Below are 26,470 nucleotides of genomic sequence, written 5' to 3' on the forward strand. Positions count from 1 at the left end.
GAAATTCGCTCCTTATGGCCCTACGGGCACCAATAGATTTCCAGAGGCGCGCAGAGAAACGCGCTGATCGGCATGCGCCAAGAGTCGGCCTGCTGCGCGGCCTGCGCCAACACACGCAATTTGTCCTGCCCCTCGATGGCCAAAAGCGTCAGGCGCGCCGTCTTCAGTTGCGCCAAGGTCAGGGTCAGACGCTGATGCGGCACGCTCGGCGCCAGCATCGGCAGGCAGCGACGCGGACAATCGGCCTGCAGCGCCTGCTCCAGGTTGGGGCTGCCTGGAAACAGCGAAGCGGTATGGCCATCGCTACCCATGCCCAGCACCAGCACATCGATCGGCGGTAGATCATGCAGCGCCTGTTCGGTCAGCTCGGCGGCCTCGGCGAGACTGCCCGCGCTGCGATAAAGGCCAAGAAACTGCGCCTGGGCAGCCGCCCCCTGCAGAAGATGACGGCGCACCAACGCCTCGTTACTGTCGGCATGTACGGTCGGCACCCAGCGCTCGTCGGCAAGACTCACCAACACCTTGCTCCAGGGCAAGGGCTGCGCCGATAGCGCCTCGAAAAATGCCACCGGACTGCGCCCACCGGAGACCACCAGCGTGGCGCGCCCCTGACTGGCGATGGCCTCGCGCAGCGCCTCGGCGACCCGTTCAGCCAGTGCCGTGGCCAGCAGCGGTGCACGCGCCAGGCTGTGCGCCAGCACACCTGCGGGCAAATTCAGATCAGAGATCGCCATACCAAGCCCATCCATCGCGAGTGGTCAGGGCAATCGAACTCATTGGCCCCCAGGTGCCGGCAACGTAAGGCTTGGGCGAGTCGCCGAGCTTCTGCCAACCGGCGATCAACTGATCGCACCAGTGCCAGGCATGTTCGATTTCATCCTTGCGCACGAACAGGTTCTGATTACCGCGCATCACCTCCAGCAGCAGCCGCTCGTAGGCATCGGGAATGCGCTCGCGGCCATAGGCGGTGGAGAAGTTCAGTTGCAGCGGGCCACTACGCAGTTGCATGCCCTTGTCCAGGCCCTGATCCTTGGTCATTACCTGCAGGGAAATGCTCTCGTCCGGCTGCAGGCGGATGATCAGCTTGTTGCCGATCAACTGACGCTGCTCGGGGGCGAAGATGTAGTGCGGCGGCTCCTTGAAGTGAATGACGATCTGCGACAGCTTCTGTGCCATACGCTTACCGGTGCGCAAGTAAAAGGGCACGCCAGCCCAGCGCCAGTTGCGGATATCGGCACGCAATGCAACAAAAGTTTCCGTGTCACTCTCGGCATTGGCGTTGTCTTCCTCCAGATACCCTGGCACCGCCTTGCCATCGCTGATGCCGGCCACGTATTGGCCGCGCACCACCTGCTGCGACATCTGCTCGGCACTGATCGGCTCCAGCGCCCGCAGCACCTTGACCTTCTCGTCACGAATGGCATCGGCTGAAAGCTCGCGCGGCGGATCCATGGCGATCAGGCAAAGCAGTTGCAACAGGTGATTCTGGATCATGTCACGCAGTTGCCCGGCCTTGTCGAAGTAGCCCCAGCGACCTTCGATGCCGACCTTCTCAGCCACGGTGATTTCAACGTGGGTGATGTGGTTCTGGTTCCACTGGGTCTCGAACAGGCTATTGGCAAAGCGCAGGGCAATCAGGTTCTGCACCGTTTCCTTGCCCAGGTAGTGATCGATACGGTAGACCTGCGTTTCGGGAAAGTACGCCGCCACGGCATCATTGACCGCACGCGACGATTGCAGGTCATGGCCGATGGGTTTTTCCAGCACCACACGAGTGCTTTCGGCCAGGTCGGCGGCAGCCAGGTTCGCGCAAATACCGCCATACACCGAGGCAGGCGTGGCGAAGTAGGCGATCAATTGACGCCCCCGGCCCACCATCTCGGCAAGCTGCGGGTAGCCATCGGGCGGTAGAAACTCCATGCTCAGGTAACGCATGCGCGCCACAAAGCGCTGCAACAGCGCCTCATCCAACTCGTTGGGCGGCAGATAGCGACGCAGGTGCTGCTCAATCACGCCCAGGTGCACGCTGGCATCACCCGTGTCACGAGCCAGGGCCAGAAGCTGAGTGTCCTCATGCAACAGACCCGCGCGGTCAAGCTGGTACAGAGAAGGAAACAGCTTACGCAGCGCCAGGTCGCCCAAAGCGCCGAACAGAGCGAAAGTACAGGGTTCAACGGACATAACAGGCATGATCTTGGTTCTTCTATCAAGTTACGCTATTGATAGCGACTAATCCCAATCTTGGCAATCGCAATGTAGTAATAAACACAACATTAATTCGGATAACGCTTAACGGTAGCCAGCCAGAGAGCCCCAGCTTAGGATGGACTCCGCCCTCAACCGGACAAGGACAACAATGGATCGCGTGCGCAATCTTCTCGAGCAGATTCAAGGCCGCCTCGAAAGCCTGAACAAAGCCGAACGCAAAGTCGCCGAAGTGATACTGCACAACCCGCAGCAAGCTACTCGCCTGAGTATCGCCGCCCTCGCCCAAACCGCGCAGGTCAGCGAACCGACAGTTAACCGCTTCTGCCGCTCCTTCGGCGTCAACGGCTACCCCGAGCTGAAGATGCAACTGGCGCAGAGCTTGGCCAGCGGTGCAGCCTACGTCAGCCAGGCAGTGGAGGCCGATGACGGCCCCGAAGCCTACATGCGCAAGATTTTCGGCAGCGCCATCGCCTCGCTCGACAGCGCCTGCCAGAGCCTGGATCCGAACCAGGTCAGCCGCGCCGTGGACATGCTGATCCAGGCCCGGCAGATCCACTTCTTCGGGCTCGGCGCTTCAGCTCCGGTGGCGCTCGATGCGCAGCACAAGTTCTTCCGCTTCAACCTGGCAGTGTCGGCCCATGCCGATGTGCTGATGCAGCGCATGCTGGCCTCGGTAGCACACACTGGCGACCTGTTCGTGATCATCTCCTACACCGGGCGCACCCGCGAGTTGGTGGAAGTGGCGCGCCTGGCAAGGGAGAACGGCGCCTCGGTCCTCGGCCTGACTGCGGCCGGCTCACCGCTGGCCCAGACCAGCAGCCTGAGCCTGCACATTCCACTGCCCGAGGACACCGACATCTATATGCCGATGACCTCACGCATCATCCAGCTCACCGTGCTCGACGTACTGGCCACCGGCATGACCCTGCGCCGTGGCGTGGATTTTCAACCGCACCTACGCAAGATCAAGGAGAGCCTCAACGCCAGCCGTTACCCGGCTGGCGAGGAGCCAATGTAGCGGCAAGACAGACGGTCGACACGGGCTCGCCCCATCGTGAATGAATTCGCCCTACAAGGCTTGCAGCTTGCCGCTTATTTCCACCAGCACTCCACCTAGACGCCGAAGTTGGAGCCGTTGCGTGAACTGCCGAAGGCGCCGGTATCCGACAGGGCCGAGCCTTCGGCCAGCAGATTGGTAGCCACTGCCGCGCACGGTGCAGATCAGCCGCGGTGGTTTGTCGGTATCACGCAAGCGCTGACGCAGGCGGCTGACGGCCATGTCGACGACGCGCTCCAGCGGCTTCATCTCGCGGCCACGGGCGGCGTTGCCGATGGCGTCGCGGTCGAGAATCTGCTGCGGGTGGTCGAGAAACAGCTTGAGCAGGGCGAAGTCGGCGCCCGAGAGCAGCACCTCCTCGCCATCCAGGTGAAACAAACGATGACTGACCGTATCCAGGCGCCACTCATCGAAAAGCAGCACTTCAGGTGCCCGTGCACACGGCGCAGCAGCGCCTTGATACGCGCCAGCAATTCACGCGGGTTGAAAGGTTTACCGAGTAATTGTCATGCAGCGCCATGTACACACCGACAGCGGCTATCGACTCCTTGCCAGATGCTGCTCGGCTGCAACACCCGCGCCCATCAGCCCAGGATACTCAGCCGTCACCAACCACACTGGCAGCCCATCGAAATAACCGCTCATACAGCCTTTATCACGCATGCTGCGAGCAAAACCGCTGGCCATAAAGAACTCGGCGAAACGCGGCACCATGCCGCCCGCGATATACACGCCGCCACGCGCGCCCAACGTGAGGACGTTATTACCGGCCACCCGTCCCAGCAGGCAACAGAAGCTTTCCAGCACACTGGCTGCCAGCGCATCGCCCTCCAGCGCCGCGCCGGTGATCTGCGCGGCACTGTGCAGCAACGGCGCCTGGCCGTCCACGGCGCAAGTGGCGCGGTACAGCGCCAGCAAACCATTGCCACTGAGCGCGCCAGCCTCGGCGCTGACATGCCCGAGCTGCGCATGCAGGGCCCGCCAGAGCTGCGCCTCACGCGCACTGCCAATCGGCAAATCGACGTGCCCACCCTCGCCCGGCAGGGCATGCCAGCCACCACCCGGCAACGCCAGCAGCGTACCGACGCCCAGGCCGGTGCCTGCACCAATCACCACCTGCGGGCGACCCGGCTCAGCCACACCAGGGCAGACGCTGATGCGCTCGTCATCACGCAGGCACGTCATGCCCAGGGCCATGGCCGAAAAGTCATTGATCAGCAGCAACTCGCGCACCTGCAGCGCCGCGCAGAAGGCCGCGCGGTCGATGCTCCAGGGGTTGTTGGTGAAGCGAAACGGGTCAGCCTCCACCGGCCCGGCGCACGCCAGGCAGATGGTCGGCACATCACCTGGCGCCAACCCCTGTGCCGTCATGTAGGCGCGGACGGCCAGCTCCAGCGTGGCGTAATCCGCCGTCGCCGATACCCGAACAGCGTCGAGACGACCCTCACGCCACAGGGCGAAACGCGCATTGGTGCCGCCGATATCACCGACCAGCACCACACTCATCGCAGCGCCTCAAGTTCAGCCGTGAAGGCACTGGCGCCCTGCTCCGCCGGGCTGAAGGCGGCACGCATGAAAGCGAACAGCTCACGCCCACAGCCGACGCCGGTATCCTGCGGGCGCGGCGCCAGCTCGCGAGCCGCCCAGGTGGCCTCATCGACCAGCACCCGCAAGTGCCCCGTCACGCCATCGACGCGAATCACATCACCGTCGCGCACACGGGCTAGTGGCCCGCCATCCCACGCCTCGGGGCTGACGTGGATAGCCGCCGGCACCTTGCCCGAAGCCCCCGACATTCGCCCATCAGTGACCAGCGCCACCTTGAAGCCGCGATCCTGCAACACCCCCAGATAGGGCGTGAGCTTGTGCAGCTCGGGCATGCCATTGGCCTTGGGGCCCTGGAAACGCACCACCGCTACGAAGTCGCGCTCCAACTCGCCCGCCTTGAACGCATCGGCCAGCTCGGCCTGACTCTCGAATACCCGTGCAGGCGCCTCGACTACCTGATGCTCCGGCGCCACCGCCGAAACCTTGGCCACGCCGTTGCCGAGATTGCCCTGCAGCACACGCAGCCCGCCCTCCGCCGAGAAGGCCTCAGCCGCGCTGCGCAGAATGTCGCGATCCAGGCTTTGCTGCGGACCTTCACGCCAAACCAGCCGCCCATCCTCAAGGAAGGGTTCGCGGGTGTAGCGCGACAGCCCATGACCCGCCACGGTGTACACATCCTCATGCAACAGACCGGCTTCGAGCAGGGTACGCACCATAAACGGCACGCCGCCGCAGGCGTGGAAGTGATTCACGTCCGCCTGGCCATTGGGATACACCTTGGCCAACGTCGGCGTCACCGCGGAAATATCCGCCATGTCCTGCCAGATCAGGTGGATACCGGCGGCACGGGCGAACGCGGGAATATGCAGGGTGTGATTGGTCGAGCCGCCCGTGGCATTGAGCGCCACCACCGAGTTGACGATGGCCTTCTCGTCGATGATCCGGCACAGCGGCGTGTACTCGCCGCCCTGGCGCGTCAAACGCACCACCTGATGCGCGGCCTCGGCGGTCAGCGCATCACGCAGCGGCGTGTAAGGGTTGACGAAGGACGAGCCCGGCAGGTGCAAGCCCATGATTTCCATGACCACCTGATTGGTATTGGCGGTGCCATAGAAGGTGCAGGTACCTGGGCTGTGGTAGGACTTCATCTCCGACTCCAGCAGCTCTTCGCGGCTCGCCTTGCCCTCGGCGTAAAGCTGGCGCACGGCAGCCTTTTCCTTATTGGGAATACCCGAAGGCATCGGCCCACCCGGCACGAAAATCATCGGCAAATGGCCAAAGCGCAAGGCGCCAATCATCAGCCCCGGCACGATCTTGTCGCAGATACCCAGCAGCATCGCCGCATCGAACATGTTGTGCGACAGCGCCACGGCGGTGGACATGGCGATCACCTCACGGCTGGCCAGGCTCAGCTCCATGCCCGGCTCACCCTGAGTCACGCCATCGCACATGGCCGGCACGCCGCCGGCCACCTGCCCGACCGAGCCGACGGCGCGCAGCGCCTGCTTGATCATCTCCGGGTAGTGCTCGTAGGGCTGATGCGCCGAGAGCATGTCGTTATAGCCCGTGACGATGCCGACGTTAGCCTCGTTCATCATCCGCAGGCGCTGCTTGTCGCCAGCGGAATTACAGCCTGCCACGCCATGCGCGAAGTTCGCACATTGCAGCGAACCACGGTGCGGGCCCTGGCTGTCGGCAGCGGCCATCTGCGCCAGATAACGCTCACGGGTCGCACGGCTACGGGCAATGAGGCGCTCGGTGACCTCAAGAATGCGGGGATGCATGGTTTCGACTCCAGGCTATCGAACAGCCATTAAATTGTATTTTTATCAAAATACTGACAGCTAAAGTGCTTGATTTCTAGCTTCACGGGAATAATCTTGTTTTAAAACAACAAAACGAGACAACCTCCATGACACTTAAAATTGCCATCAACGGTTTCGGACGCATCGGCCGCAACGTCTTGCGCGCCCTCTACACCCAGAACTACCGCGAACACCTGCAAATCGTCGCGATCAACGACCTGGGCGACAGCGCCATCAACGCCCACCTGCTCAAATACGACAGCGTACACGGCATTTTCGCTGCATCGGTCGAGACCGACGGGCAGAGCCTGATCGTCAATGGCGACGCCATCGCCGTCAGCGCCATTCGCAACCCCGCCGAGCTGCCCTGGAAAGCCCTGGATGTCGACGTGGTATTCGAATGCACCGGCCTGTTCACCGAGCGCGACAAAGCCGCCGCGCACCTGGCCGCAGGCGCGCGCAAAGTGATCATCTCCGCGCCTGCCAAAGGCGCCGATGCCACCATCGTCTACGGGGTCAATGAAGACAGCCTGCGCGCCGATCAACAGATAATCTCCAATGCCTCCTGCACCACCAACTGCCTGGCGCCGGTAGCCCAAGTGCTGCAACGTGAACTGGGCATCGAAAGCGGGCTGATGACCACCATCCACGCCTACACCAACGACCAGAACCTCTCCGACGTCTACCACAGCGACCTGTTCCGCGCCCGCTCGGCCACCCAGTCGATGATCCCCACCAAGACTGGCGCGGCCGAAGCGGTCGGCCTGGTACTGCCGGAACTGGCCGGACGCCTGACTGGCATGGCCGTGCGCGTGCCGGTGATCAACGTATCGCTGGTGGATCTGACCGTGCAGGTACAACGCGACACCCGCGCCGAAGAGATCAACGCCCTGCTGCGTGCCGCCGCCGAAGGCTCGAAGGTGCTGGGCTACAACCCGCTACCGCTGGTGTCGTGCGACTTCAACCACAACCCGCTGTCGTCGATCTTCGACGCCAACCACACCAAGGTGAACGGCCGCCTGGTCAAGGTGCTGGCCTGGTACGACAACGAATGGGGCTTCTCCAACCGCATGCTCGATACCTGCCTGGCGGCGCATGCGGCGAAGTGAGAGCAGTGATTGCCTGTTCATCCTGGACGAGATGCTAAGGCGCTATTTCCTCGACGGCATACCCGCCGTGGACGTGCGCAAAGTGGCGCAGGCGCATATCACTGCAGCCAGCAACCGCAGCGCACAGGGGCGCTACATACTGGCGGAAAAACGCATGCTGTCCTTCGGGATCTTTCGCCCGCAGCATCGATGAACGGGGCGGGCAGCCACTGCTCGACCACTATCGCAGCCGGGAGCGCCAACGCTCGGCTCGCTGACGCCCTTTATCCAAGGCATAAAAAAACCGGCCGAAGCCGGTTTTTTTCATTTACCGCTGCGGGATCATTCCCACTCGATGGTCGCTGGCGGCTTGCTCGACACGTCGTAGGTGACGCGGGAGATGCCGTCGATTTCGTTGATGATGCGGCCGCTGACGGTTTCCAGCAGCTCGTAGGGCAGGTGCGCCCAGCGAGCGGTCATGAAGTCCACGGTTTCCACGGCGCGCAGGGCGACGACCCAAGCGTAGCGGCGGCCGTCACCGACCACGCCGACCGATTTCACCGGCTGGAACACCACGAAGGCCTGGCTGGTCTTGTGGTACCAGTCGGCCTTGCGCAGTTCTTCGATGAAGATGTGGTCAGCGCGGCGCAGGATGTCGGCATATTCCTTCTTCACTTCGCCGAGGATACGCACGCCCAGACCCGGCCCCGGGAACGGGTGGCGGTAGACCATGTCGTAGGGCAGGCCCAGCTCCAGACCGATCTTGCGCACTTCGTCCTTGAACAGTTCGCGCAGCGGTTCGACCAGTTTGAGGTTCATTTCCTCGGGCAGGCCGCCGACGTTGTGGTGGCTCTTGATCACGTGGGCCTTGCCGCTCTTGGCGCCAGCCGACTCGATCACGTCTGGGTAGATGGTGCCTTGGGCGAGGAACTGGATGTTGTCCAGTTTGCTGGCCTCGGCATCAAACACGTCGATGAAGGTGCGACCGATGATCTTGCGCTTCTTCTCCGGGTCGGCTTCGCCAGCCAGATTACCGAGGAACTGCTCTTCGGCGTTGGCGCGAATCACCTTGACGCCCATGTTCTCGGCGAACATGGCCATGACTTGGTCACCCTCGTGCAGGCGCAGCAGGCCATTGTCGACGAACACGCAGGTCAGTTGATCGCCGATGGCCTTGTGCAGCAGCGCCGCAACCACCGAGGAGTCCACACCGCCGGACAGGCCGAGCAGGACGTTGGCATCGCCAACCTGGGCGCGTACCGCAGCAACTGCGTCTTCGACGATGTTGGCCGGGGTCCACAGGGCTTCACAACCCGCGATTTCCAGCACGAAGCGCGAGAGGATGCGACCACCCTGCTTGGTGTGGGTCACTTCCGGGTGGAACTGCACGCCGTAGTAGTGGCGAGTGTCGTCGCACATGGCGGCGATCGGGCAGCTTGGGGTGCTGGCCAGCACGTGGAAGCCTTCCGGCATACGGGTGACCTTGTCGCCGTGGCTCATCCACACATCGAGGCCCAGTACGCCGTCGGCGTCGACATGGTCTTCGATGCCGGCCAGCAGCTCGCTCTTGCCGACCACGTCGACACGGGCGTAGCCGAACTCACGCAGGTCAGAACCTTCCACCTTGCCGCCAAGCTGCTCGGCCATGGTCTGCATGCCGTAGCAGATGCCCAGCACCGGCACGTTGAGGTCGAACACGGCCTGCGGAGCGCGCGGGCTGTTGGCCTCGTGCACTGACTCCGGGCCGCCTGCGAGGATAATGCCGCGCGGGGCGAAGGCGCGAATGTCCTCGTCGCTCATGTCCCAGGGGTGCAGTTCGCAATAGACGCCGATCTCGCGCACGCGACGGGCGATCAGTTGGGTGTACTGGGAACCGAAGTCCAGAATGAGGATGCGGTGGGCGTGAATGTCGTGGGCCATGGCCGTCTCTCGTAGGTATTCACAAATGACACGGGGCTGATCGAACAGCCCCGTTATTCATACATTGCGGCGAATCAACCAACTCTATAGTTGGGCGCTTCCTTGGTGATCTGCACATCGTGCACGTGCGACTCGGCCATGCCGGCGCCAGTGATACGGACGAACTCCGGCTTGGTACGCATCTCGTCGACGGTAGCGCAGCCGGTGTAGCCCATGGAGGCACGCAGGCCACCCATCAACTGGTGGACGATGGCGGCCATGGCGCCCTTGTACGGCACGCGGCCTTCGATACCTTCCGGCACCAGTTTCTCGGCGCCAGCCGATGAGTCCTGGAAGTAACGGTCGGAGGAACCTTGCGCCTGCGCCATAGCGCCCAGCGAACCCATGCCACGGTAGGCCTTGTAGGAACGACCCTGGAACAGTTCGACTTCGCCCGGCGCTTCTTCGGTGCCAGCCAGCATGGAGCCGATCATCACGGCAGACGCGCCAGCGACGATGGCCTTGGACAGGTCACCGGAGAAACGGATACCGCCGTCAGCGATCAGCGGCACACCCGTGCCAGCCAGCGCGGCAGCGACGTTAGCCACGGCGGAGATTTGCGGAACACCAACACCGGCAACGATGCGCGTGGTGCAGATCGAGCCTGGGCCGATGCCGACCTTGACGCCGTCAGCACCGGCTTCAACCAGCGCCAGTGCGGCAGCGCCGGTGGCGATGTTGCCGCCAATCACCTGCACGTCCGGGAAGTTCTGCTTGACCCAACGCACGCGGTCGATCACGCCCTTGGAGTGACCGTGCGCGGTGTCAACGATGATCACGTCGACGCCAGCGGCAGCCAGAGCCGCCACACGGTCACCCGTATCGGCGCCAGTGCCGACGGCGGCGCCGACGCGCAGACGCCCCTGGTCGTCCTTGCTCGCCAGCGGGTAGGCCTTGGCCTTTTCGATGTCCTTGACGGTCATCATGCCCTTGAGCGCAAAGACGTCGTCGACGATCAGCACTTTCTCGATACGGTGCTTGTGTAGCAGGTCGCGCACGGCTTCCTTGGTGGCGCCTTCCTTGACGGTGACCAGGCGCTCTTTGGGGGTCATCACGTCACGCACCAGGGCGTCGAGGCGATTTTCGAAGCGCACGTCGCGGGAGGTGACGATACCGACCAGATCACCGTTGGACAGCACCGGCACGCCGGAAATGTTGTTCTGACGGGTCAGCTCGAACAGATCACGCACGGTGGCATCGGCTTCGATGGTGATGGGGTCTTTGACCACGCCGGCCTCGAACTTCTTGACCTTGCGCACTTCGGCAGCCTGCTGCTCGATGGTCATGTTCTTGTGGATGATGCCGATGCCGCCTTCCTGCGCCATGGCGATGGCCAGGCGTGCCTCGGTCACCGTGTCCATGGCGGCGGACAGCAGCGGGATATTCAGTTCGATACCGCGCGTCAGGCGGGTCTTGAGGCTGACATCCTTGGGCAGAACCTCGGAATAACCGGGAATGAGCAGGACGTCGTCGAAGGTGAGTGCTTCTTGGCTGATGCGCAGCATGGCGGGCTCCCGAGCGGGAAAAATAAGAAGCGCGGCATTATACCCAGCGACCTCACTGCACTCAATGCAAAGTGTTGATTGCGCGTACAAACACTCAAATGAGTGTGACAGCAGGCACTAGGCAGGCTTAGGCAAGGAAACATAAAATAATGATTCTCAAAAACGCCTGCATCTGAGTCACAAATGATCCCAAACCGCCCTTCCCTGAGCAGCCCCTGCGCCGCTCTGCTCAGCCTTTGCCTGCTCCCCGGCAGTTCCCTGCTGGCCCAGGAGCTGGAATTGCCCAGCCAGGACATCGTCGCCGCGCCCGTCGTCGACGAGGATGGCTACCAGGCCAAACGCGCCAGCACGGCCAGCAAATCTTCTGTCGCACTCAAGGATGAGGCTCAATCGGTACAGGTCGTCACGCCGCAGACCATCGAGGACTTTCAGGTCAAATCGCTGGACGATGCGATGAAATTCGTCAGTGGCGTAAGCCAAAGCAATACCCTCGGCGGCACTAAAGATGCCTTCATAAAACGCGGCTTCGGCACCAACTCCGACGGCTCGATCCTGCGCGACGGCATCCGCTCGAACCTGTCGAAAAACTTCACCGCCACCAGCGAACGCGTGGAAGTGCTCAAGGGGCCTGCCGCTCTGCTTTATGGCGCGATGGATCCAGGCGGTTTGATTAACGTCATCAGCAAGCTGCCGCAATATCAACAACGCACGATTCTGAGCGGTTCCATGTTCAGCGAAGGCGGTGGTTCGCTATCTCTGGACACCACCGGCCCAGCGGGCGATAACGGCCTGGCCTACCGCCTCATAGCCGAGCGCCAAAACGAAGACTACTGGCGCAACTACGGCAGCAATGAGCAGGTGTTAATAGCCCCGTCGCTGACCTGGACCGGCGAGCGCGCCAGCCTGACGCTGTCGTACGAATACAACGACTACTCCGCGCCATTTGATCGCGGCACCGTGTTCATCAATGGCCACCCAACTGACGCCGATTACGACAAACGATTGGACGAGCGCTGGGCCAAAACCCAAGGCATAGCCGAAAGTGCCCGTGCGGTATTCGAATATCAGCTAAGCGACGACTGGAAGACTCGCTTCACTCACGGTTGGAACAATGACACCTACGGACTTTCCATTGCCCAACCGGTGGCCAACTCGCTAAACGCCACCACAGGCACGTTCCGGCGAGTCGGCAATGGCGCGCACTACGACGACGAGACCCGCTATAGCAGCCTGGACTTCATCGGCCAGCAGGTCGTGTTTGGCCAACAACACGACCTGCTGATCGGCGTCGAGCATGAGCTTAACGACCAGTACCGAGGCAAGACCTACCGCAACCCCACGGCTCTACGCCGTGACATCAACATCCATGACCCGGTTTACGGCAACCTGCCCGAGCCCAGCGTAATCAGCGCCGCGCAAAGCAACCGCCGCAACGAGCTGACGTCGGCCTCGATCTACGCCAAAGACAACTGGCACTTGGACGAGCGCTGGATCCTAGTGCTGGGGGGACGCTATCAGCACTACGACCAGTACATCGCCCAAGGGCTCGGTAGCAGTCGCACCACGCTGTACGACAAAAATGACCAAACCCTGATTCCGTTCACCGGGCTCGTCTACAAAGCCAGCGAGGCACTCTCGCTTTATGGCAATTACAGCCGTTCCTTCGACCCCAACACTAGCGTCACCGATGCCGGTCAGACCTTCGATCCCGAGGAGGGACGCAGCTACGAAATCGGAGCCAAATACGACCTGCGCACGGACCTCAGCCTGAATCTGGCCCTGTTCGATATCGTCAAGGAAAACGTAGTGGTGGGATCTGGCGATGAAATGGAGGCTGCTGGCAAAGTTGGCTCACGCGGCGTGGAGCTGGATCTCACCGGCCAGATAACCGACCGCTTGGCACTGATCGCCACCTACGCCTACACCCACACGGAAATTCTCGACGACCCTAACGACGAAGGTAACCGACTCGCCCAGGCGCCGCGTCATACCGGCAGCCTCTACCTGTCCCACACACTGCCAATTGATGAACAACTGGGCACCTGGCGTGTCGGCGGCGGCGCTCGCTATGTCGGCGAACGCACCGGTGACAATGCCGATAGCTTCCGCCTCAGCAGCTACACCCTGGCCGATGCGTTCATTCGCTGGGAATATCCGCTCCTGGGTCAGAAAACCACATTGCAGTTCAATGTCGACAACATCTTCGACAAGCACTACTACCCCTCCACCACCGGCAGCGAGCTCAATGTCAGCGTTGGTCAGCCACGAACCGCACGCCTGTCGGCCAGCGTGGAGTTCTAAAAACCGCTGTAGGAGCGGCTTCAGCCGCGAAGGGGATTGGAGAGTTCGCGGCTAAAGCCCCTTCCACAACGCCAGAGAACGGCTCAAGCCGGATCGTCCACCCGCACCTGCCGCACGGCAAAGCCCAGGCGTTCGCCGAACTCTTCGACGAACGCCGGGCGCAGGCCAGCCTCAGCCCAACCGTTGAAGATGAAACCCAGGTTGGAAAAGCCGCACGGCTGCAAGAACAGAAAACCATTGATGTCGTCTTCGTGCCCGCATTCCGGGCAGGTGAAGTTGTCGGTTTCCCCCGGCCACCACACCTCAAGGCTGTCGAACAGCGGCACGCCCACTTCGCGGCGGCATTCGGCGCAACCCGCCTCTTCGAGAAAATCACGTGTTGGCACATAGATGCAGCGCTTGGTGATGATTTCCAAGCCGTTGTGCACCTGGCCGTAAGGCAGCAACTCCGGGCGTTGAGCAATACGCCGTGCGCCCGGCCCGATGGCGTAGGCCATGCCGTTGCCGCCCTGCCCGCAGGTGGTCGGCAACGCCGCGACGATCTCCCGCTTGACCAGCCAGCGCAGCATGGCCTGGGCCTTTTGCTCATGGGCGGGAAGCGTGGATATCTGCGGGACGAGGATCAATTGCGCGGTCATGGTGCTCGAAACGGTTGGCAAGGAAAGGGCGGCAGCTTAGCCGCTGCCGCCAGCCAATCAAGCCCCGCGACAGCTCGCAGCGGCTGCCTGCGCCTCACGACGCGCCAGCCAGCGCGCGCGCAGCACGTCATAGATCCAGTTGAATGCCAGGGTGTAGGGCAGAAAGAACAGGATCAGGCCGATATCCAGCAACAGCGCTTCGAGCAGATCAATCGACAGCCACCAGGCCGCCAGCGGCACCAGCATGACGACCAGCCCGCCCTCGAACAGCAGCGCATGGCAAACCCGCACCCAAAAGCCGCGCTCGAAACCCAGACGACGTTGTACGCGGTCGAACCAATCGTTGAACAGCATGTTCCACAGCATGGCAACGGCAGAGAACGTCGCGGTCAGAAGCCCCAGGTGCAGCAGAGGTTTATCCATAAGCCAAGCCAACGCAGGCGCACAGATGAGCATGGCGATGACCTCAAAGGCCAGGGCGTGACCGATGCGTTCACGCAGTGAGCGCGGCAGAGGCTGAGTCATGAAGCGATCCTCGTGATGAGTGGCGATGAGCGCTATGATCATCGGCATATCAGCCAACTCAAAGGCAGCAGCCATCGGACAAACCGATATGAATATTTCCGCCGAATCGCTTCAGGCCTTCGCCCAGGCCGCCAGTTGTGGCTCGCTAAGCGCCGCCGCGCGCCGTCTGGGCAAGAGCCAATCGACCATCAGTGAAGCCGTGGCGCGCCTGGAAATCGACCTGGGCGTGGCCTTGTTCGAACGCGGCCCGCGCAAACTGCAATTGACCGAAGCCGGTGCCAGCCTGCTGGCCCACGCCGAAGAGGTGTTGAACGCCAGCGACCGCCTGGCGCGGCATGCGGCCAGCCTGGCCAAGGGCCAGGAAGCGCGCCTGACCCTGGCACTCTCCGACGCCTACCAGCCCAAGCAGTACGAAGCCCGCCTGGAGGAACTGGATCAGCGCTTCCCCAACCTGCAATTCGAAAGCCTGATCGCCGAACAGGCCGACGTGCTCGACTTGATCAGCCAGGGCCGCGCACACCTGGGGCTGCTCGCCGCACAGTCAACCTACCCGCCGCACATTGCCCACGCACGCCTGGCCATGCACAGCGAGTTCGGCCTGTTCGTCGCCAAGGGACACCCATTGAGCACGCTGGCCAAAGTACAACCGGAGGATCTATCGCCCTGGCGCCTGCTGCGCCTGAGCAGCGTCGCCAACGACGACGCCAATAGCGACGACCTGCCCGGCAGCGGCGGGCGTTGCTGGGCCGCGCCGGACTACCTGATGCTGCTGGAGATGGCACGCCTGGGCTTCGGCTGGGCCGAACTACCGCGCCAACTGGTCGACACCTTCGGCTTCGACAGCCTGCATGAACTGCCCTGCAACGGCTGGCCACGGCGGGTGACGGTGGATGCCGTATGGTCACGCCAGCGCGAACTCGGCCCGATAGCGGCCTGGCTGCTGGGGCGCTTGCTCGAAGACCACTGAACGGTGGTCGCGTCCGCCAGGCTCTGCGCTTATCATGCCGCCCCATGATCAAAGATCCCTTCGCCCGCCTGAACCTCGACCGTGATGTGCTGAGCGTCAGCCAGCTCAACAATCGCGCCCGCCTGTTGCTGGAAGACGTATTCGCCGGCATCTGGGTCGAGGGGGAAATCTCCAACCTGGCCCGCCCGGCCTCCGGTCACATCTACTTCACCCTGAAAGACAGCCAAGCGCAGGTGCGCTGCGCGCTGTTCCGGCAGAACGCCGCACGCGTGCGCCAGGCGCTGCGTGATGGCCTGGCGGTGAAGGTGCGCGGCAAGGTCTCGCTGTTCGAGGGCCGTGGCGACTATCAGTTGATTCTCGATGCAGTCGAGCCTGCCGGTGACGGCGCCTTGCGCCTGGCGTTCGAGGCACTCAAGGAAAAGCTCGGCGCCGAGGGGCTGTTTTCTACCGAGCGCAAGATCGCCCTGCCCGCGCACCCCAAGCGTATAGGCATCGTCACCTCGCCAACCGGTGCGGTGATCCGCGACATCATCAGCGTGTTCCGCCGCCGCGCACCGCAGGTGGAGTTGAACCTCATCCCTACCGCCGTGCAGGGCCGCGAGGCCACCGCGCAGATCGTCGGCGCCCTGCAACGCGCCGACGCGCAGGGCTTCGATGCGCTGATCCTGGCCCGTGGCGGCGGCTCGCTGGAAGACCTCTGGTGCTTCAACGAGGAAGCCGTAGCGCGCGCCGTGGCGGCCTGTGTCACGCCCATCGTCAGCGCCGTGGGCCACGAGACGGATGTGTCCATCGCCGACTTCGTTGCCGATGTGCGTGCGCCGACGCCCTCGGCCGCCGCCGAACTGCTGGCCCCGGACAGCAGTGAACTGGTACAGCGCCTCAACAACCTGCAACGTCGTCTGGTACTGCAGATGCAAGGCCGCCTGGCCCGCGAGCGCCTGCGCCTGGAAGGCACCAGCCGCCGCCTGCGTCACCCCGGCGAGCGTCTGCGCCAGCAGGCCCAGCGCCTGGACGATCTGGACATGCGCCTGCGCCGCGCCTTCAACCAACAACTGGCCAATCAGCGCGAGCGCCTGGCGCGTCTGGATGCGCGCCTGGCTGCACAGCATCCGGGGCGCAATTTGACGCTGCTGCGCCAGCGCCTCGATGGCCTGGCCACGCGCCTGCCGCGCGCCATGCACAGCCAGTTGCGCAGCCAGCGCCAGCAATTGGGCGCCCTGGCCGCGCAACTGCAAATCGTCAGCCCGCTGGCCACCCTCGGTCGTGGCTACAGCATCCTGCTCGACGAGCGTGGTCAGGCGGTGCGCAGCGCCGCGCAGACCCAACCCGGCCAGCGCCTCAAGGCGCGCCTGAGCGAAGGCGAGCTGGACGTGCGCGTCGAAGACAACCACATACAACCGGCGACCCTGTCGCTGCTGGACTAACCGCTGGTAGGGTGGGCCGGGCGGCGCTCCGCTTCAGCCCACCAAGCCCCGCCCATGCCCCCTGTTGGTGGGCTAAAGCCCACCCTACCGTAGCGCGAAACGCTCAAGGGTCGGCTTTAGCCCACCAACTTATTGGCATCCACACCAGTTCGCAGACAAAACCAGCGAAAATGAGCCTAAAGATAATTAACAGGCTCTAAAAAACGAGAACAGCGCTGGCGGGCGGTCCGCTTTTGCGTTCAGCCTTCTTTTCTTATAGGACTTTTATGCGCCCCCTGATCGTTCTGCTTGCCCTATGTATTGCCCTGCCCGCCCACGCCGAAGGCTTTATCACCCGCCTGCTGAACAAGCCGGTGCCGGGTGGTGTGGCGGTGGTCGATCTGGGCAATCCGGCGCAGCCGCCCAAGGTGCGTTACCAGGGCAAGCCGGTACTCACCGTGCATGAGGATGGCCAGCGCTGGATCGCCATTGTCGGCATCCCGCTCAGCGTCAAACCCGGCGCTCAGCACGTGACGGTAGAGGGTGGCCAGGCACTGAGCTTCCAGGTCGGCGCCAAGCACTACACCGAGCAGCGCATCACCCTCAAGAACCAGCAGCAGGTCAATCCCAACGCCAAGAACCTCGCACGCATCGAGCGCGAACTGGCCGAGCAGACCCGTGCCTACCAGCAATTCAGCGCGCGCCAGCCGAGCAATCTGCTGTTCGACAAACCGGTCAACGGCCCGCTGTCGAGCCCCTTCGGCCTGCGCCGTTTCTTCAACGGCGAGGAGCGCAACCCGCACTCGGGGCTGGACTTCGCCGCCAGCCGTGGCACCTCGATCAAGGCGCCGGCGGCCGGTAAGGTCATCCTCATCGGCGACTACTTCTTCAATGGCAAGACAGTGTTCCTCGATCACGGCCAGGGGCTGATCAGTATGTTCTGCCACCTGTCGGCCATCGACGTGAAGCTGGGTGACGAGATCCTACGCGGCGGCCATGTTGGTAAGGTCGGCGCGACGGGCCGGGCTACCGGGCCGCACCTGCACTGGAACGTCAGCCTCAACGACGCGCGCGTCGATCCGGCCATTTTCATCGGCGCGTTCAAGCCCTGAACCGCGCCTGCCACAAACAAAAAGACCGCCGGGTTGCCCCTGGCGGTCTTTGTCTTTGCGCTAGCGGTTAGCCTACGGCCTTACCAGTTGTAACTCACCTTGGCGGTGATTTCGCGCCCTGGGTTGTAGTAGTCCGCGCTACCACGACCGACCACATGTTGCTCGTCGAGCAGGTTGCTGACGTTGATGGCCAGGTCAGTGGCCTTGTCGATCTGGTACTTGAACGCAGCATCGAACAACGTGGTGCTCTCGCTCTTGCCGGTGCTGTTGAGGTCGTTGAAGAAGTAAGCGCCAACATAACGGGCGCCCAGGCCAACGCTCACATCCGTGCCCGGCACGCGGTAGTAACTCCACAGCGAGCCGGAATGCTTGGGCGCGGACACCAGTTGGTTACCCTTGACCGAGGCGAATTCATTGGCCGTGCCATTCCAGACCTGCAGCCCGCCTTTGAGCACTTCGGTGTCCATGTAGGAGTAACCGGCGATCAGGCTCAGGTTGTCGGTCAGCTCAGCCTTGGCCTCTAGATCGAGCCCGCGCACGCGCTGCTCACCAACGGTCTGCTGGTCGATCAGGCCGTTGGACTGCACGACGGACGTGGCGACATCCTCCTGGGTCAGCTCGTAAATCGCCGCCGAGAACAGCGCGTTGATCTGCATAGGCGAGTACTTCACCCCCACCTCGTACTGAGTGCCACGCTCCGGGGTGACGCCAACCTCAGGTGGTGCCACCGACTCCACCATGCTGATGTAGGTCGACACCTCGTCATTGACGAGATAGGTCAGCGCCCCGCGCATGGAGTTTTCCGAATAGTTACCGGTGCTACGCGTGGCAGTCAGGTGATCGGTTTCGGTGACGTCCATCGAATCATTGCGCAGGCCAACGGTGACGATAAAGCGCTCGTAGAACGACAGGTTCTGCTGCAGGAACACCGATTTGATGCTGTCTTTGCGGCTCTTGTCTTCGTAGACGGTCGCGGCAGAAACACCACGATAGACCGGGTTGGTGACATCGATGGGGTCAGCATTGCCAAAAACGGAGAGACTCGTCGAGGAGGAATCGAGGTACTCCACGCCGATGATGCTGCTGCTGTCGATGTTCTCGAAGCGCGCGTCGTACTGCAGCATCAGGTTGCCATTGAACTGCTCAGCTTCGCGCTCAGAGCCCAGGTAGCCACGGTCGACCAGCGTGCCACTGTGCCCCGCCGCGTCGCTGATATAGACGTAGCCGTAGTCATCGCTCAGGTCGCTGTGGCGCAGGTTGCTGCGCAGGGTGAAGCCGTTGTCGAAATCATGGGTGAAGTTGGCACTGACGCTGGTGCGCTCGACATCGTGGAAGTTGTAGCTCGGCTCGCCGAAGAACTCGTCGCGGTCGTACTCCCTATCCATCGGGTAGCCGCCGCTGTTGGGCGTGTTGTCCTGGCGCAGGTGGTCGACCACCAGCGTGGCCGAGGTGAAGGCGGTCGGCGCCCAGGTCAGGCCACCCATCAGGAAGTTGTTGTCGTCCTGGGAGTGCTCGTACTCGCGGTCGCTGTCCTGAAACTTGCCGGTAAAGCGATAGGCCAAGGTTTGCTCTTCATTCGCATCACCGGTATCCAGGCCGGTTTCCATATGATTGAACGAGCCGTAAGTGGCATAGACCTGACCGAACGTGTCAAAGCGCGGCTGCTTGGTGACGAAGTTCACCGAACCACCCGGATCGGCCGGGCCGAACAACGTCGAGTTGGCGCCGCGCAAGATCTCGATGCGCTCATAGGCGAAAGGATCTTCGCGCACACCACGCATCGTGCCCAGGGTCAGGCCATCACGGTAAGTGGTGGCCTGGAAGCCGCGAATTTGGAAGTAGTCATTGCGGTCATCGGTGCCGTAATAGTCGGTGATGACGCCAGGGGTGTACTGCAACAGCTCCTCGGTGGTGCTGGCACTGCGTTGGGCGATTTCCTCCTCGGTCACGACCGAAACCGATGCCGGCGTGTTGAGGATATTGGTCGCCACCTTGCCGCCGACCCACAGCTCCTGCGCCACCACCGAACGAGAGAGGTCCTCGCCAGCCGCCTGGGAATTGATCAGGATGGGCGCCAGGCGATATTGCTCATCCTGCGGCACAGGCTGCAGCCCATAGCTGCCATCGGCCTGTTCCACGGCCTCCAGCCCGGTGCCGGTAAGCAGCGCCGCCAAACCACCGGCCACCGTATAGTTGCCCTGCAAGCCGGGGCTGCTGACGCCCTCGGCCAGACTACCGGCGCCGACCAAATACACCCCTGCCTCGCGGGAGAAGCGCGTGAGCGCAGTAGCCAGCGGCCCGCCCGGAATCTCATAGCTACGCACAGACGCCAGCGCAGCGCTGTCCTGCGCCATGGTGCTCGGCGCCCAGCTCGCCAAGCTCACGGCACTCCCCAACAACGCCGCGTGAAGCGCCAGGTGCAGCGGACGCAAGGCAAAGACATGGGCGGCGATACCCGAACGGGCAGCGCGCGGGTGACGGCGGTGGGACATGGACGGTATTCCTCTGGCGAGCATGATGGATGAGCGAAGACCGTCAACAGGCGCTGCACTCAGCCGCTCAAGCCTCTGCTTCAGCGCTGTTTGCTGTCTTCTCACTGGGTAAACCCGTGAGCCGCAGAAACCCGGAACCTGTTTTTCAATCTTTTTTGCCAAGCCAATCAGTGCCGGGCTTCGATGCTCGCCCACCAGGGCAACGGCTGCTCGATGCTAATGGGCAACGCCGACGCCAGCATGCGCAACACTCGCTCCGAATCACGCACCGGGAAGTTGCCATACACCCGCAGATCCGCCACCTCGTCGGCAACGCCGAGGTGGCCCTGGCGATAGCGGCGCAACTCCTGCACCACTTCGCGCAGGGTGATGTTATCGGCCAACAGCGTGCCCTCGATCCAGGCCTCACGCGCGGCATCGGCCACCTGCACCGCGCCGATATGCTCGGCGTCGAAGTCGGCCTGCTGGCCAGCGCCGACCACAACGCTGGCGCCCGAGGTCGTGCGGATTTCGACAGCGCCCTGGTAGACCGCCAGCCAGGTGCGCTGAGCATCGTGGCGGACATTGAAACGCGTGCCCAGCGCCTGCATGCGCCCGTGCTCGGTTTCGACATAGAAGGGGCTCGCCCCCTTGGCCGTGGCAATGAACACCTCACCACGCAACAGCGTGACGCGGCGCGCATGGGCACTGAACGCCAGATCGACAGCACTGGCCGTGTTCAACCAGGCTTGCGAACCATCGCCCAGAGTCACCTGCCGCTGCTCCCCGGTGCCGGTGCGGTAATCTGCGCCCCAGGCCATCAGGCTCGACGGCAACAGCGCCTCACGCCAGCTCAGCCACGTGCACAGACTGCCACCGGCGATAGCGCCCATGGCCGCCAACAGCCGACGCCGCGAATGCAAACGGCCACTGGCGACATCCAAAGCATCGGCGGCCAAGCGCGCATCAGCCCGCCCACACAAGGGTTCAAAGTCGCGGCTGATGCCCTCGACATAACGCCACGCCTGCTCATGCAAATGATCGGCATGCAACCAGGCTTGCCAGCTCGCTCGCGCTTGAGCGCTGGCCTGGCCATCACGCAGCGTGGCGTACCAGTAGGCTGCCTGCTCCAGCGCGGCATGCGGCGGCAATGACTCTTCAGTATCGGCGCGGCCCATCAATACAGCGGCTCTTGACGCAGCGCAGCCACCGTTTCACCGGCGCGCAGCATCAGGCAAGCCAGCATGGCCTGAGCCACGTACTTGCGTACCATGCGCCCGGAAATGCCCAGCTCGGCACCCACCTCGTCATCGGTCATCTGGCATACCACCGCCAGGGTGAAAGCCCGTGCCGCCTTGGCGGACAAGGACTGCAGCATGCCGCTGATCTCTTCCAACGCCTGCAACACGGCAGCCTGGCGCTCGGCAGACGGGTACTGCTCCTGCGGCAACGTCTCCAGCGTTTCCAACCAGGCGCGCTCGATTTCCTGACGGCGCCACAGGTTGATGCACAGGTTCTTCGCGATAGTGCGCAGGTAAGCGCGGGCTTCGAGCATGCTGGAAAAACGCGGCTGGCTAGCCCCGCTGAGCAAGCGCAGAAAAGTATCGTGAGCCAGATCGGCGGCATCGCAAGCGCGCCCCAGGCGGCCTCGCAGCCACGCCTGCAACCATCCATGATGATCGCAATACAGCCTCTCCAGCGATGGAGCAGTGGCATAAGCAGATGAACTCACAGGCGATCACCCTCCGCTGGGTGGAATCCCGCGGCCATCAAGGTACTGTTTAGCAATGAGAATACTTATCAAAAATATCATGCATTGCCAGGCCGCAGCAAATAGGCACATCGCCCGAACCTCGGAGACACGCGCCCTGACAGCTCATCGCACAACGGCTGATGCATCTATCGACACAACCGGCACAACACCCCAGCCACACCCGCATGCCAAGTTTGTTAGGGTAATGCGCTCACTTGCCTCACCCATCAGCGCTCAGGGGATTTCATGCCTGCACAGTATCAAGCAGCCCTGCAATGGCTCGAACAACATCCGCCGCTCTATACCCTGCTCAGCCTCAGCGTACTCGTCCTGGCAGCCTGGGCCGCCAACTGGATCGTCAAGCGCATACTCCTGCGCACCCTGTACCGTGGTCTGCGCGCCACCCAACTGGATCGCGCCATCGCCAACTCATCGGTAATCGCACGCCTGGCCAACATCGTGCCGGCCTTGATCCTGTCGCTGGGCATCGTTCTCGTGCCCAACCTGCCCGAAGACATCGTGCAGATCGTCAATAACGTCTGCGGTGCCTTCATCGTCCTGACCTTGGCACTGGCCATCAGCGAAGTGCTGAGCCTGATCGACACCCTCTACCAACGCCGCCCGAACGCCCACCTGCGCCCCATCAAGGGCTACCTGCAGGTGGTCAAGATCGCCATTTTCGCCATCGCCGCCATCCTCATGGTGGCCACCCTGATCGACCGCTCACCGCTGATCCTGCTATCAGGCCTCGGCGCCATGGCCGCCGTGCTCATGCTGATTTTTCAGGACACCCTGTTGTCGCTGGTGGCCAGCGTGCAGATTTCCTCCAGCGACATCATCCGCGTCGGCGACTGGGTAGAGATGCCCAACCTGAATGCCGATGGCGACGTCATCGACATCGCCCTGCACACGGTCAAGGTGCAGAACTGGGACAAGACCATCACCACCATCCCCACCAAACGCTTCATCACCGACCCATTCAAGAACTGGCGCGGCATGCAGGAATCCGGCGGGCGGCGGATCAAGCGCGCCTTGTATCTGGATCAAACCAGCGTGCATTTTCTCAGCGACGAGGAAAACGCCCGCCTACGCCGCTTCATGCTGCTCGACGACTACCTCGCGCACAAAGACAAGGAACTGCAGGAGTGGAACACCCGGCTGGCCGAACACGGTAAGGAAGCGGTGAACACCCGCCGCATCACCAACATCGGCAGCTTCCGCGCCTATGTCGAGCAATACTTGCAGCACCACCCGCACATTCACCAGGACATGACCCTACTGGTACGCCAGCTCAGCCCTACCGCCGATGGCTTGCCGCTGGAAATCTACTGTTTTACCAACAACATCGCCTGGAATGCCTACGAAGGCATCCAATCGGATATCTTCGATCACCTGTTGGCGATCCTTCCCGAGTTTGGCCTGCGCGTGTTTCAGCACCCCAGTGGAGCAGACATGCGCGAGCTGCGACCAGCGCCAATCGAACACCGCCACACGCCCACAGCGCCATCCAACGAACCTGCCCTGCGCAGCCGGAGCTTGCCATGATCACCGTGCATCACCTGAACAACTCACGCTCGCAGCGCATACTCTGGATGCTCGAAGAAATCGGCGCCGACTACCAGATCAAACACTACCAGCGCGACCGGAAAACCATGCTCGCCCCCGCCGAGCTGCGCCAGGTTCACCCCCTGGGTAAATCGCCACTGATCACCGACGGCGAGCTGACCCTGGCCGAATCCGGCGCCATCATCGAATACCTGGCCGAACGCTATGGCGACTGGCTGCTACCCGCCAACGGCAGCCCGCAGCGCCAGCGCTGCCGCTACTGGCTGCACTATGCCGAAGGCTCGGCGATGCCACCGCTGCTACTCAAACTGGTATTCGACAAACTGCGCAGCTCACCCATGCCCTTTTTCATCAAACCCATCGCCCATGGCATCGCCAACAAGGTCAGCGCAGCGTTCATCACACCGCAACTGAAGCTGCATTTCGATTACCTGGAGAGCCAGTTGAGAGAGCACGACTGGTTTGCCGGTGACGATTTCAGCGCCGCCGATATCCAGCTCAGCTTCCCCCTGGAAGCGGCGGCCGCTCGTGGCGTCTTGCACAACCACCCGCGCCTGAATGATTTCCTGCAACGCATCCACGCCCGCCCGGCCTATCGCCGCGCGCTGGAAAAGGGTGGCGCCTACGACTACGCCAACTGAGCCATGGTCAGGCAAAGCGAGAACCGGAAAACATCACGATTAAAGTGCGGGGCAGGCGAGTTCTGCAGCGGAGCCAGGCCGATACGATTGGCACCCGCTGTACGAACCAAAGAACAGCGGCGAGCGTAGCGAATCCTGCGCCGACAGGCGCGAACTGCTGCGGCTCGTGAGGTTTAGATAATCGGCGAATACCCATCTATATAAGTGCCAGAGCAGTTGGTGACATGCCCCCAGCAACAGTCATAGATGTATGCCCTCGGGGCCCCATCCCTTGTGACTCGGATGCAGTCTTGGCCTGAATGATTGCCACCTTGTGCAACGTGCGCCTCCGCTGTGAAAGGGGTTCCTGCATCTGTATTTAAATCGACAGGGCCACTAGCTGAAAGATCGTGTAGCGCTTCGGCAAATGTCTTTGCGTTGGCAATTACGCCATCGTGCGCAGGCCTTGTTGGTCTACCCATATTCACTCCTCCATAAAAATTTAACGATTAAGCACCGTAGGATGGGTAGAACAACGCGAAACCCATCGAATCCCCCCTGGGTTTCGCTGGGCTCTACCCCGGCTACATGCTGGAGGCCGAGGTCTGACCAGGCGTTGGCCCAGGATGTGGGGAGGAGGTTCATTGGGATTCACCGCTATCATGCACCCGTCACGCGCCTTTCTCGATCATGCCACGCAGGATGATCGCCACAAGGAGCAATCAGCGTGCTTTACGCTCCAGCACCTCTATTTCGGCGAATATCTGCCGATGCATGGCCTGCGAGGCATAATCACCGATCACCTCCTGCGCATCTTTCCCGGCAAGGTTTCCTCCGCTCTGGGCATCGCGCGAGAAGGTAATGACGAAACGCCGACCGGCCACTTCCAGATAGAGGTAGTAGTAGTCTTCTGGTTTGTTCGGCGCGGCGAATGCGCTGTAGGCATAGCGGATGCGATAACTGAAATCCGGCGGGTTGTCGATCCATTGCGTCATATCGACATCAGGGTATTCGTCACGTATCTCACTGGCGGTAATGAAAGGCAACTCGTCATATTCGGCGCGAGTAAAGGGCATTGGCTTGGCGCGCAGCATGGTTACATTGCTGGATCCGCCATCCGCCTCGATATTGCGGGGCTTGTATTGGCCACTGGCGAACCACTGGCTGGCGTCGAACAGCTCTTCGACTTCGAAGCCGCCGTAATACATCATGACTTTCTCGTCCGCCCTCGCATTCAAGTAAGACCATGCCACCAGAGAGGTGAGCAAGGTCAAGCCCGAGAGCAGTCGTTTGGGCCAACACTTCATGGCAGTTTGTACTCCAGCAGAGTGGCAGGCACGCTAGGGAGCACTCAGCGTGTTTTCCGCTCCAGCGCCTCAATTTCGTCGAACGCCTGTCGATGCATGGCCTGCGAAGCATAATCGCCGATCACCTCCTTGGCGTTTTTTCCAGTGAGATTTCCACCGCTCTGGGCATCACGCGAAAAAGTGATTACGAAGCGCCTGTCAGCTAGTTCCAGATAGAGGTAGTAGTAATCCTCTGGTTTGTTCAGCGCGGCGAATGCGCTGTAGGCATAGCGGATTCGATGGCTGAGGTCTTCTGGAGGCTCCAGTATCAGTGCCTGGGTATCGATATTTTCAAGATGGCTGTAATCGAATGCTTCAGCCGCCGTGTAGGGAAGCTCGGCCAACTGTTCGTGGGTAAAGGGCATTGGCTTGGTGCGCAGCATGGTCACATTGCTGGCCCCGCCATCCGCCTCGATATTGCGGGGCTTGTATTGGCCGCTGGCAAACCACTGGCTGGCGTCGAACATCTCTTCGACTTCAAAACCGCCGTAATACATCATGATCTTCTTGGGCATCTCGCCCTCCTTGGCATTCAGGTAGAGCAGCAAGCTAAAAAGGCTGGCAATCAGCACTGCGATCCATAGCAGAGTTTTTTTCG

Annotated in this window: 22 protein-coding genes and 2 pseudogenes; 9 read left to right on the forward strand and 15 right to left on the reverse strand. The window is 62.1% G+C overall.

The features are described 5' to 3' along the window. Nucleotides 1-20 precede the first annotated feature (20 nt). Entirely contained in the window at nt 21-734 is a 714-nt protein-coding gene (gene pgl, locus AERO9A_RS18685; protein ID WP_159973414.1) for a 6-phosphogluconolactonase, read from the reverse strand. Further along, nucleotides 721-2,190, reverse strand: coding sequence for a glucose-6-phosphate dehydrogenase (zwf, locus tag AERO9A_RS18690; protein ID WP_159973415.1), 1,470 nt, complete (start codon nt 2,188-2,190; stop codon nt 721-723). Before zwf ends, pgl begins: the two co-directional genes overlap by 14 nt. 175 nt (nt 2,191-2,365) lie before the next feature. Between zwf and AERO9A_RS18695 the strand changes: the two genes are divergently transcribed. After that, complete coding sequence (locus tag AERO9A_RS18695) at nt 2,366-3,226, forward strand: MurR/RpiR family transcriptional regulator (protein ID WP_178111159.1); 861 nt, start codon at nt 2,366-2,368, stop codon at nt 3,224-3,226. A 95-nt stretch (nt 3,227-3,321) separates the two neighbouring features. On the opposite strand, the pseudogene AERO9A_RS22550 reads toward AERO9A_RS18695, so the two are convergent. The 4 genes and pseudogenes from AERO9A_RS22550 to edd form a co-directional block, all read right to left on the reverse strand. Next, a pseudogene (locus tag AERO9A_RS22550) lies at nt 3,322-3,408 on the reverse strand (porin); the annotation flags it as partial. Continuing rightward, a pseudogene (locus AERO9A_RS18700) lies at nt 3,389-3,765 on the reverse strand (winged helix-turn-helix domain-containing protein); the annotation flags it as partial. The pseudogenes AERO9A_RS18700 and AERO9A_RS22550, both read right to left, overlap by 20 nt. 37 nt (nt 3,766-3,802) lie before the next feature. Next, nucleotides 3,803-4,771, reverse strand: a complete 969-nt coding sequence (locus AERO9A_RS18705) for a glucokinase (RefSeq protein WP_159973417.1) — start codon at nt 4,769-4,771, stop codon at nt 3,803-3,805. Continuing rightward, entirely contained in the window at nt 4,768-6,597 is a 1,830-nt protein-coding gene (gene edd / locus AERO9A_RS18710; protein WP_159973418.1) for a phosphogluconate dehydratase, read from the reverse strand. The genes AERO9A_RS18705 and edd overlap by 4 nt, the downstream gene beginning before the upstream one ends. 128 nt (nt 6,598-6,725) lie before the next feature. On the opposite strand from edd, the gene gap reads away from it, so the two are divergent. Both gap and AERO9A_RS18720 read left to right on the forward strand, forming a co-directional pair. Next, nucleotides 6,726-7,727 carry a type I glyceraldehyde-3-phosphate dehydrogenase gene (gene gap, locus AERO9A_RS18715; RefSeq protein ID WP_159973419.1) on the forward strand — a complete coding sequence of 334 codons (1,002 nt, stop codon included), beginning with the start codon at nt 6,726-6,728 and terminating at the stop codon, nt 7,725-7,727. Then, the gene (locus AERO9A_RS18720) at nt 7,714-7,920 is read left to right on the forward strand and encodes a hypothetical protein (protein ID WP_159973420.1); all 207 of its coding nucleotides are present in this window, start codon (nt 7,714-7,716) and stop codon (nt 7,918-7,920) included. The genes gap and AERO9A_RS18720 overlap by 14 nt, the downstream gene beginning before the upstream one ends. Nucleotides 7,921-8,048: 128 nt before the next feature. Here the strand turns inward: AERO9A_RS18720 and guaA are convergent, their stop codons facing one another. Together guaA and guaB are read right to left on the reverse strand one after the other, a co-directional pair. Continuing rightward, nucleotides 8,049-9,626, reverse strand: coding sequence for a glutamine-hydrolyzing GMP synthase (gene guaA / locus AERO9A_RS18725; RefSeq protein ID WP_159973421.1), 1,578 nt, complete (start codon nt 9,624-9,626; stop codon nt 8,049-8,051). Nucleotides 9,627-9,700: 74 nt separating this feature from the next. Then, nucleotides 9,701-11,170 (reverse strand): IMP dehydrogenase, encoded by a 1,470-nt coding sequence (guaB, locus tag AERO9A_RS18730; RefSeq protein WP_159973422.1) that lies wholly within the window; start codon nt 11,168-11,170, stop codon nt 9,701-9,703. Between the two features lie 183 nt (nt 11,171-11,353). On the opposite strand from guaB, the gene AERO9A_RS18735 reads away from it, so the two are divergent. Next, the gene (locus AERO9A_RS18735; protein ID WP_159973423.1) at nt 11,354-13,471 is read left to right on the forward strand and encodes a TonB-dependent siderophore receptor; all 2,118 of its coding nucleotides are present in this window, start codon (nt 11,354-11,356) and stop codon (nt 13,469-13,471) included. Nucleotides 13,472-13,554: 83 nt separating this feature from the next. On the opposite strand, the gene AERO9A_RS18740 is transcribed toward AERO9A_RS18735, so the two are convergent. Further along, the gene (locus AERO9A_RS18740; RefSeq protein WP_159973424.1) at nt 13,555-14,109 is read right to left on the reverse strand and encodes a sugar ABC transporter ATPase; all 555 of its coding nucleotides are present in this window, start codon (nt 14,107-14,109) and stop codon (nt 13,555-13,557) included. A 57-nt stretch (nt 14,110-14,166) separates the two neighbouring features. Next, a complete protein-coding gene (locus AERO9A_RS18745) occupies nt 14,167-14,634 on the reverse strand; it encodes a multidrug/biocide efflux PACE transporter (RefSeq protein WP_159973425.1) in 468 nt (155 codons plus the stop codon). A gap of 34 nt (nt 14,635-14,668) precedes the next feature. Between AERO9A_RS18745 and AERO9A_RS18750 the strand changes: the two genes are divergently transcribed. The 3 genes from AERO9A_RS18750 (at nt 14,669) to AERO9A_RS18760 (ending at nt 18,116) form a co-directional block, all read left to right on the forward strand. Then, nucleotides 14,669-15,601 (forward strand): LysR family transcriptional regulator, encoded by a 933-nt coding sequence (locus AERO9A_RS18750; RefSeq protein WP_159974100.1) that lies wholly within the window; start codon nt 14,669-14,671, stop codon nt 15,599-15,601. A 44-nt stretch (nt 15,602-15,645) separates the two neighbouring features. Further along, nucleotides 15,646-17,025, forward strand: a complete 1,380-nt coding sequence (gene xseA / locus AERO9A_RS18755; protein WP_159973426.1) for an exodeoxyribonuclease VII large subunit — start codon at nt 15,646-15,648, stop codon at nt 17,023-17,025. Nucleotides 17,026-17,291: 266 nt separating this feature from the next. After that, nucleotides 17,292-18,116, forward strand: coding sequence for a peptidoglycan DD-metalloendopeptidase family protein (locus AERO9A_RS18760; RefSeq protein WP_159973427.1), 825 nt, complete (start codon nt 17,292-17,294; stop codon nt 18,114-18,116). An 80-nt stretch (nt 18,117-18,196) separates the two neighbouring features. On the opposite strand, the gene AERO9A_RS18765 is transcribed toward AERO9A_RS18760, so the two are convergent. The 3 genes from AERO9A_RS18765 to AERO9A_RS18775 form a co-directional block, all read right to left on the reverse strand. Beyond that, on the reverse strand, nt 18,197-20,608 hold the full coding sequence (locus tag AERO9A_RS18765) for a TonB-dependent siderophore receptor (RefSeq protein ID WP_178111160.1): 2,412 nt from the start codon (nt 20,606-20,608) through the stop codon (nt 18,197-18,199). A gap of 167 nt (nt 20,609-20,775) precedes the next feature. After that, on the reverse strand, nt 20,776-21,765 hold the full coding sequence (locus tag AERO9A_RS18770) for a FecR domain-containing protein (protein WP_159973428.1): 990 nt from the start codon (nt 21,763-21,765) through the stop codon (nt 20,776-20,778). After that, nucleotides 21,765-22,319, reverse strand: coding sequence for a sigma-70 family RNA polymerase sigma factor (locus AERO9A_RS18775; protein WP_159973429.1), 555 nt, complete (start codon nt 22,317-22,319; stop codon nt 21,765-21,767). Before AERO9A_RS18775 ends, AERO9A_RS18770 begins: the two co-directional genes overlap by 1 nt. Nucleotides 22,320-22,586: 267 nt before the next feature. Here AERO9A_RS18775 and AERO9A_RS18780 point away from each other — a divergent pair, with 267 nt between their 5' ends. After that, complete coding sequence (locus tag AERO9A_RS18780) at nt 22,587-23,885, forward strand: mechanosensitive ion channel family protein (RefSeq protein WP_159973430.1); 1,299 nt, start codon at nt 22,587-22,589, stop codon at nt 23,883-23,885. Beyond that, entirely contained in the window at nt 23,882-24,547 is a 666-nt protein-coding gene (locus AERO9A_RS18785; RefSeq protein WP_159973431.1) for a glutathione S-transferase family protein, read from the forward strand. Before AERO9A_RS18780 ends, AERO9A_RS18785 begins: the two co-directional genes overlap by 4 nt. Before the next feature lie 701 nt (nt 24,548-25,248). Here AERO9A_RS18785 and AERO9A_RS18790 read toward each other — a convergent pair. Then, on the reverse strand, nt 25,249-25,737 hold the full coding sequence (locus tag AERO9A_RS18790) for a hypothetical protein (protein WP_159973432.1): 489 nt from the start codon (nt 25,735-25,737) through the stop codon (nt 25,249-25,251). A gap of 140 nt (nt 25,738-25,877) precedes the next feature. Next, a complete protein-coding gene (locus AERO9A_RS18795; RefSeq protein ID WP_159973433.1) occupies nt 25,878-26,387 on the reverse strand; it encodes a hypothetical protein in 510 nt (169 codons plus the stop codon). Nucleotides 26,388-26,470: the final 83 nt, after the last annotated feature.

The organism is Pseudomonas sp. 8Z (assembly GCF_902506535.1).
Taxonomy (GTDB): Bacteria; Pseudomonadota; Gammaproteobacteria; order Pseudomonadales; family Pseudomonadaceae; genus Aquipseudomonas.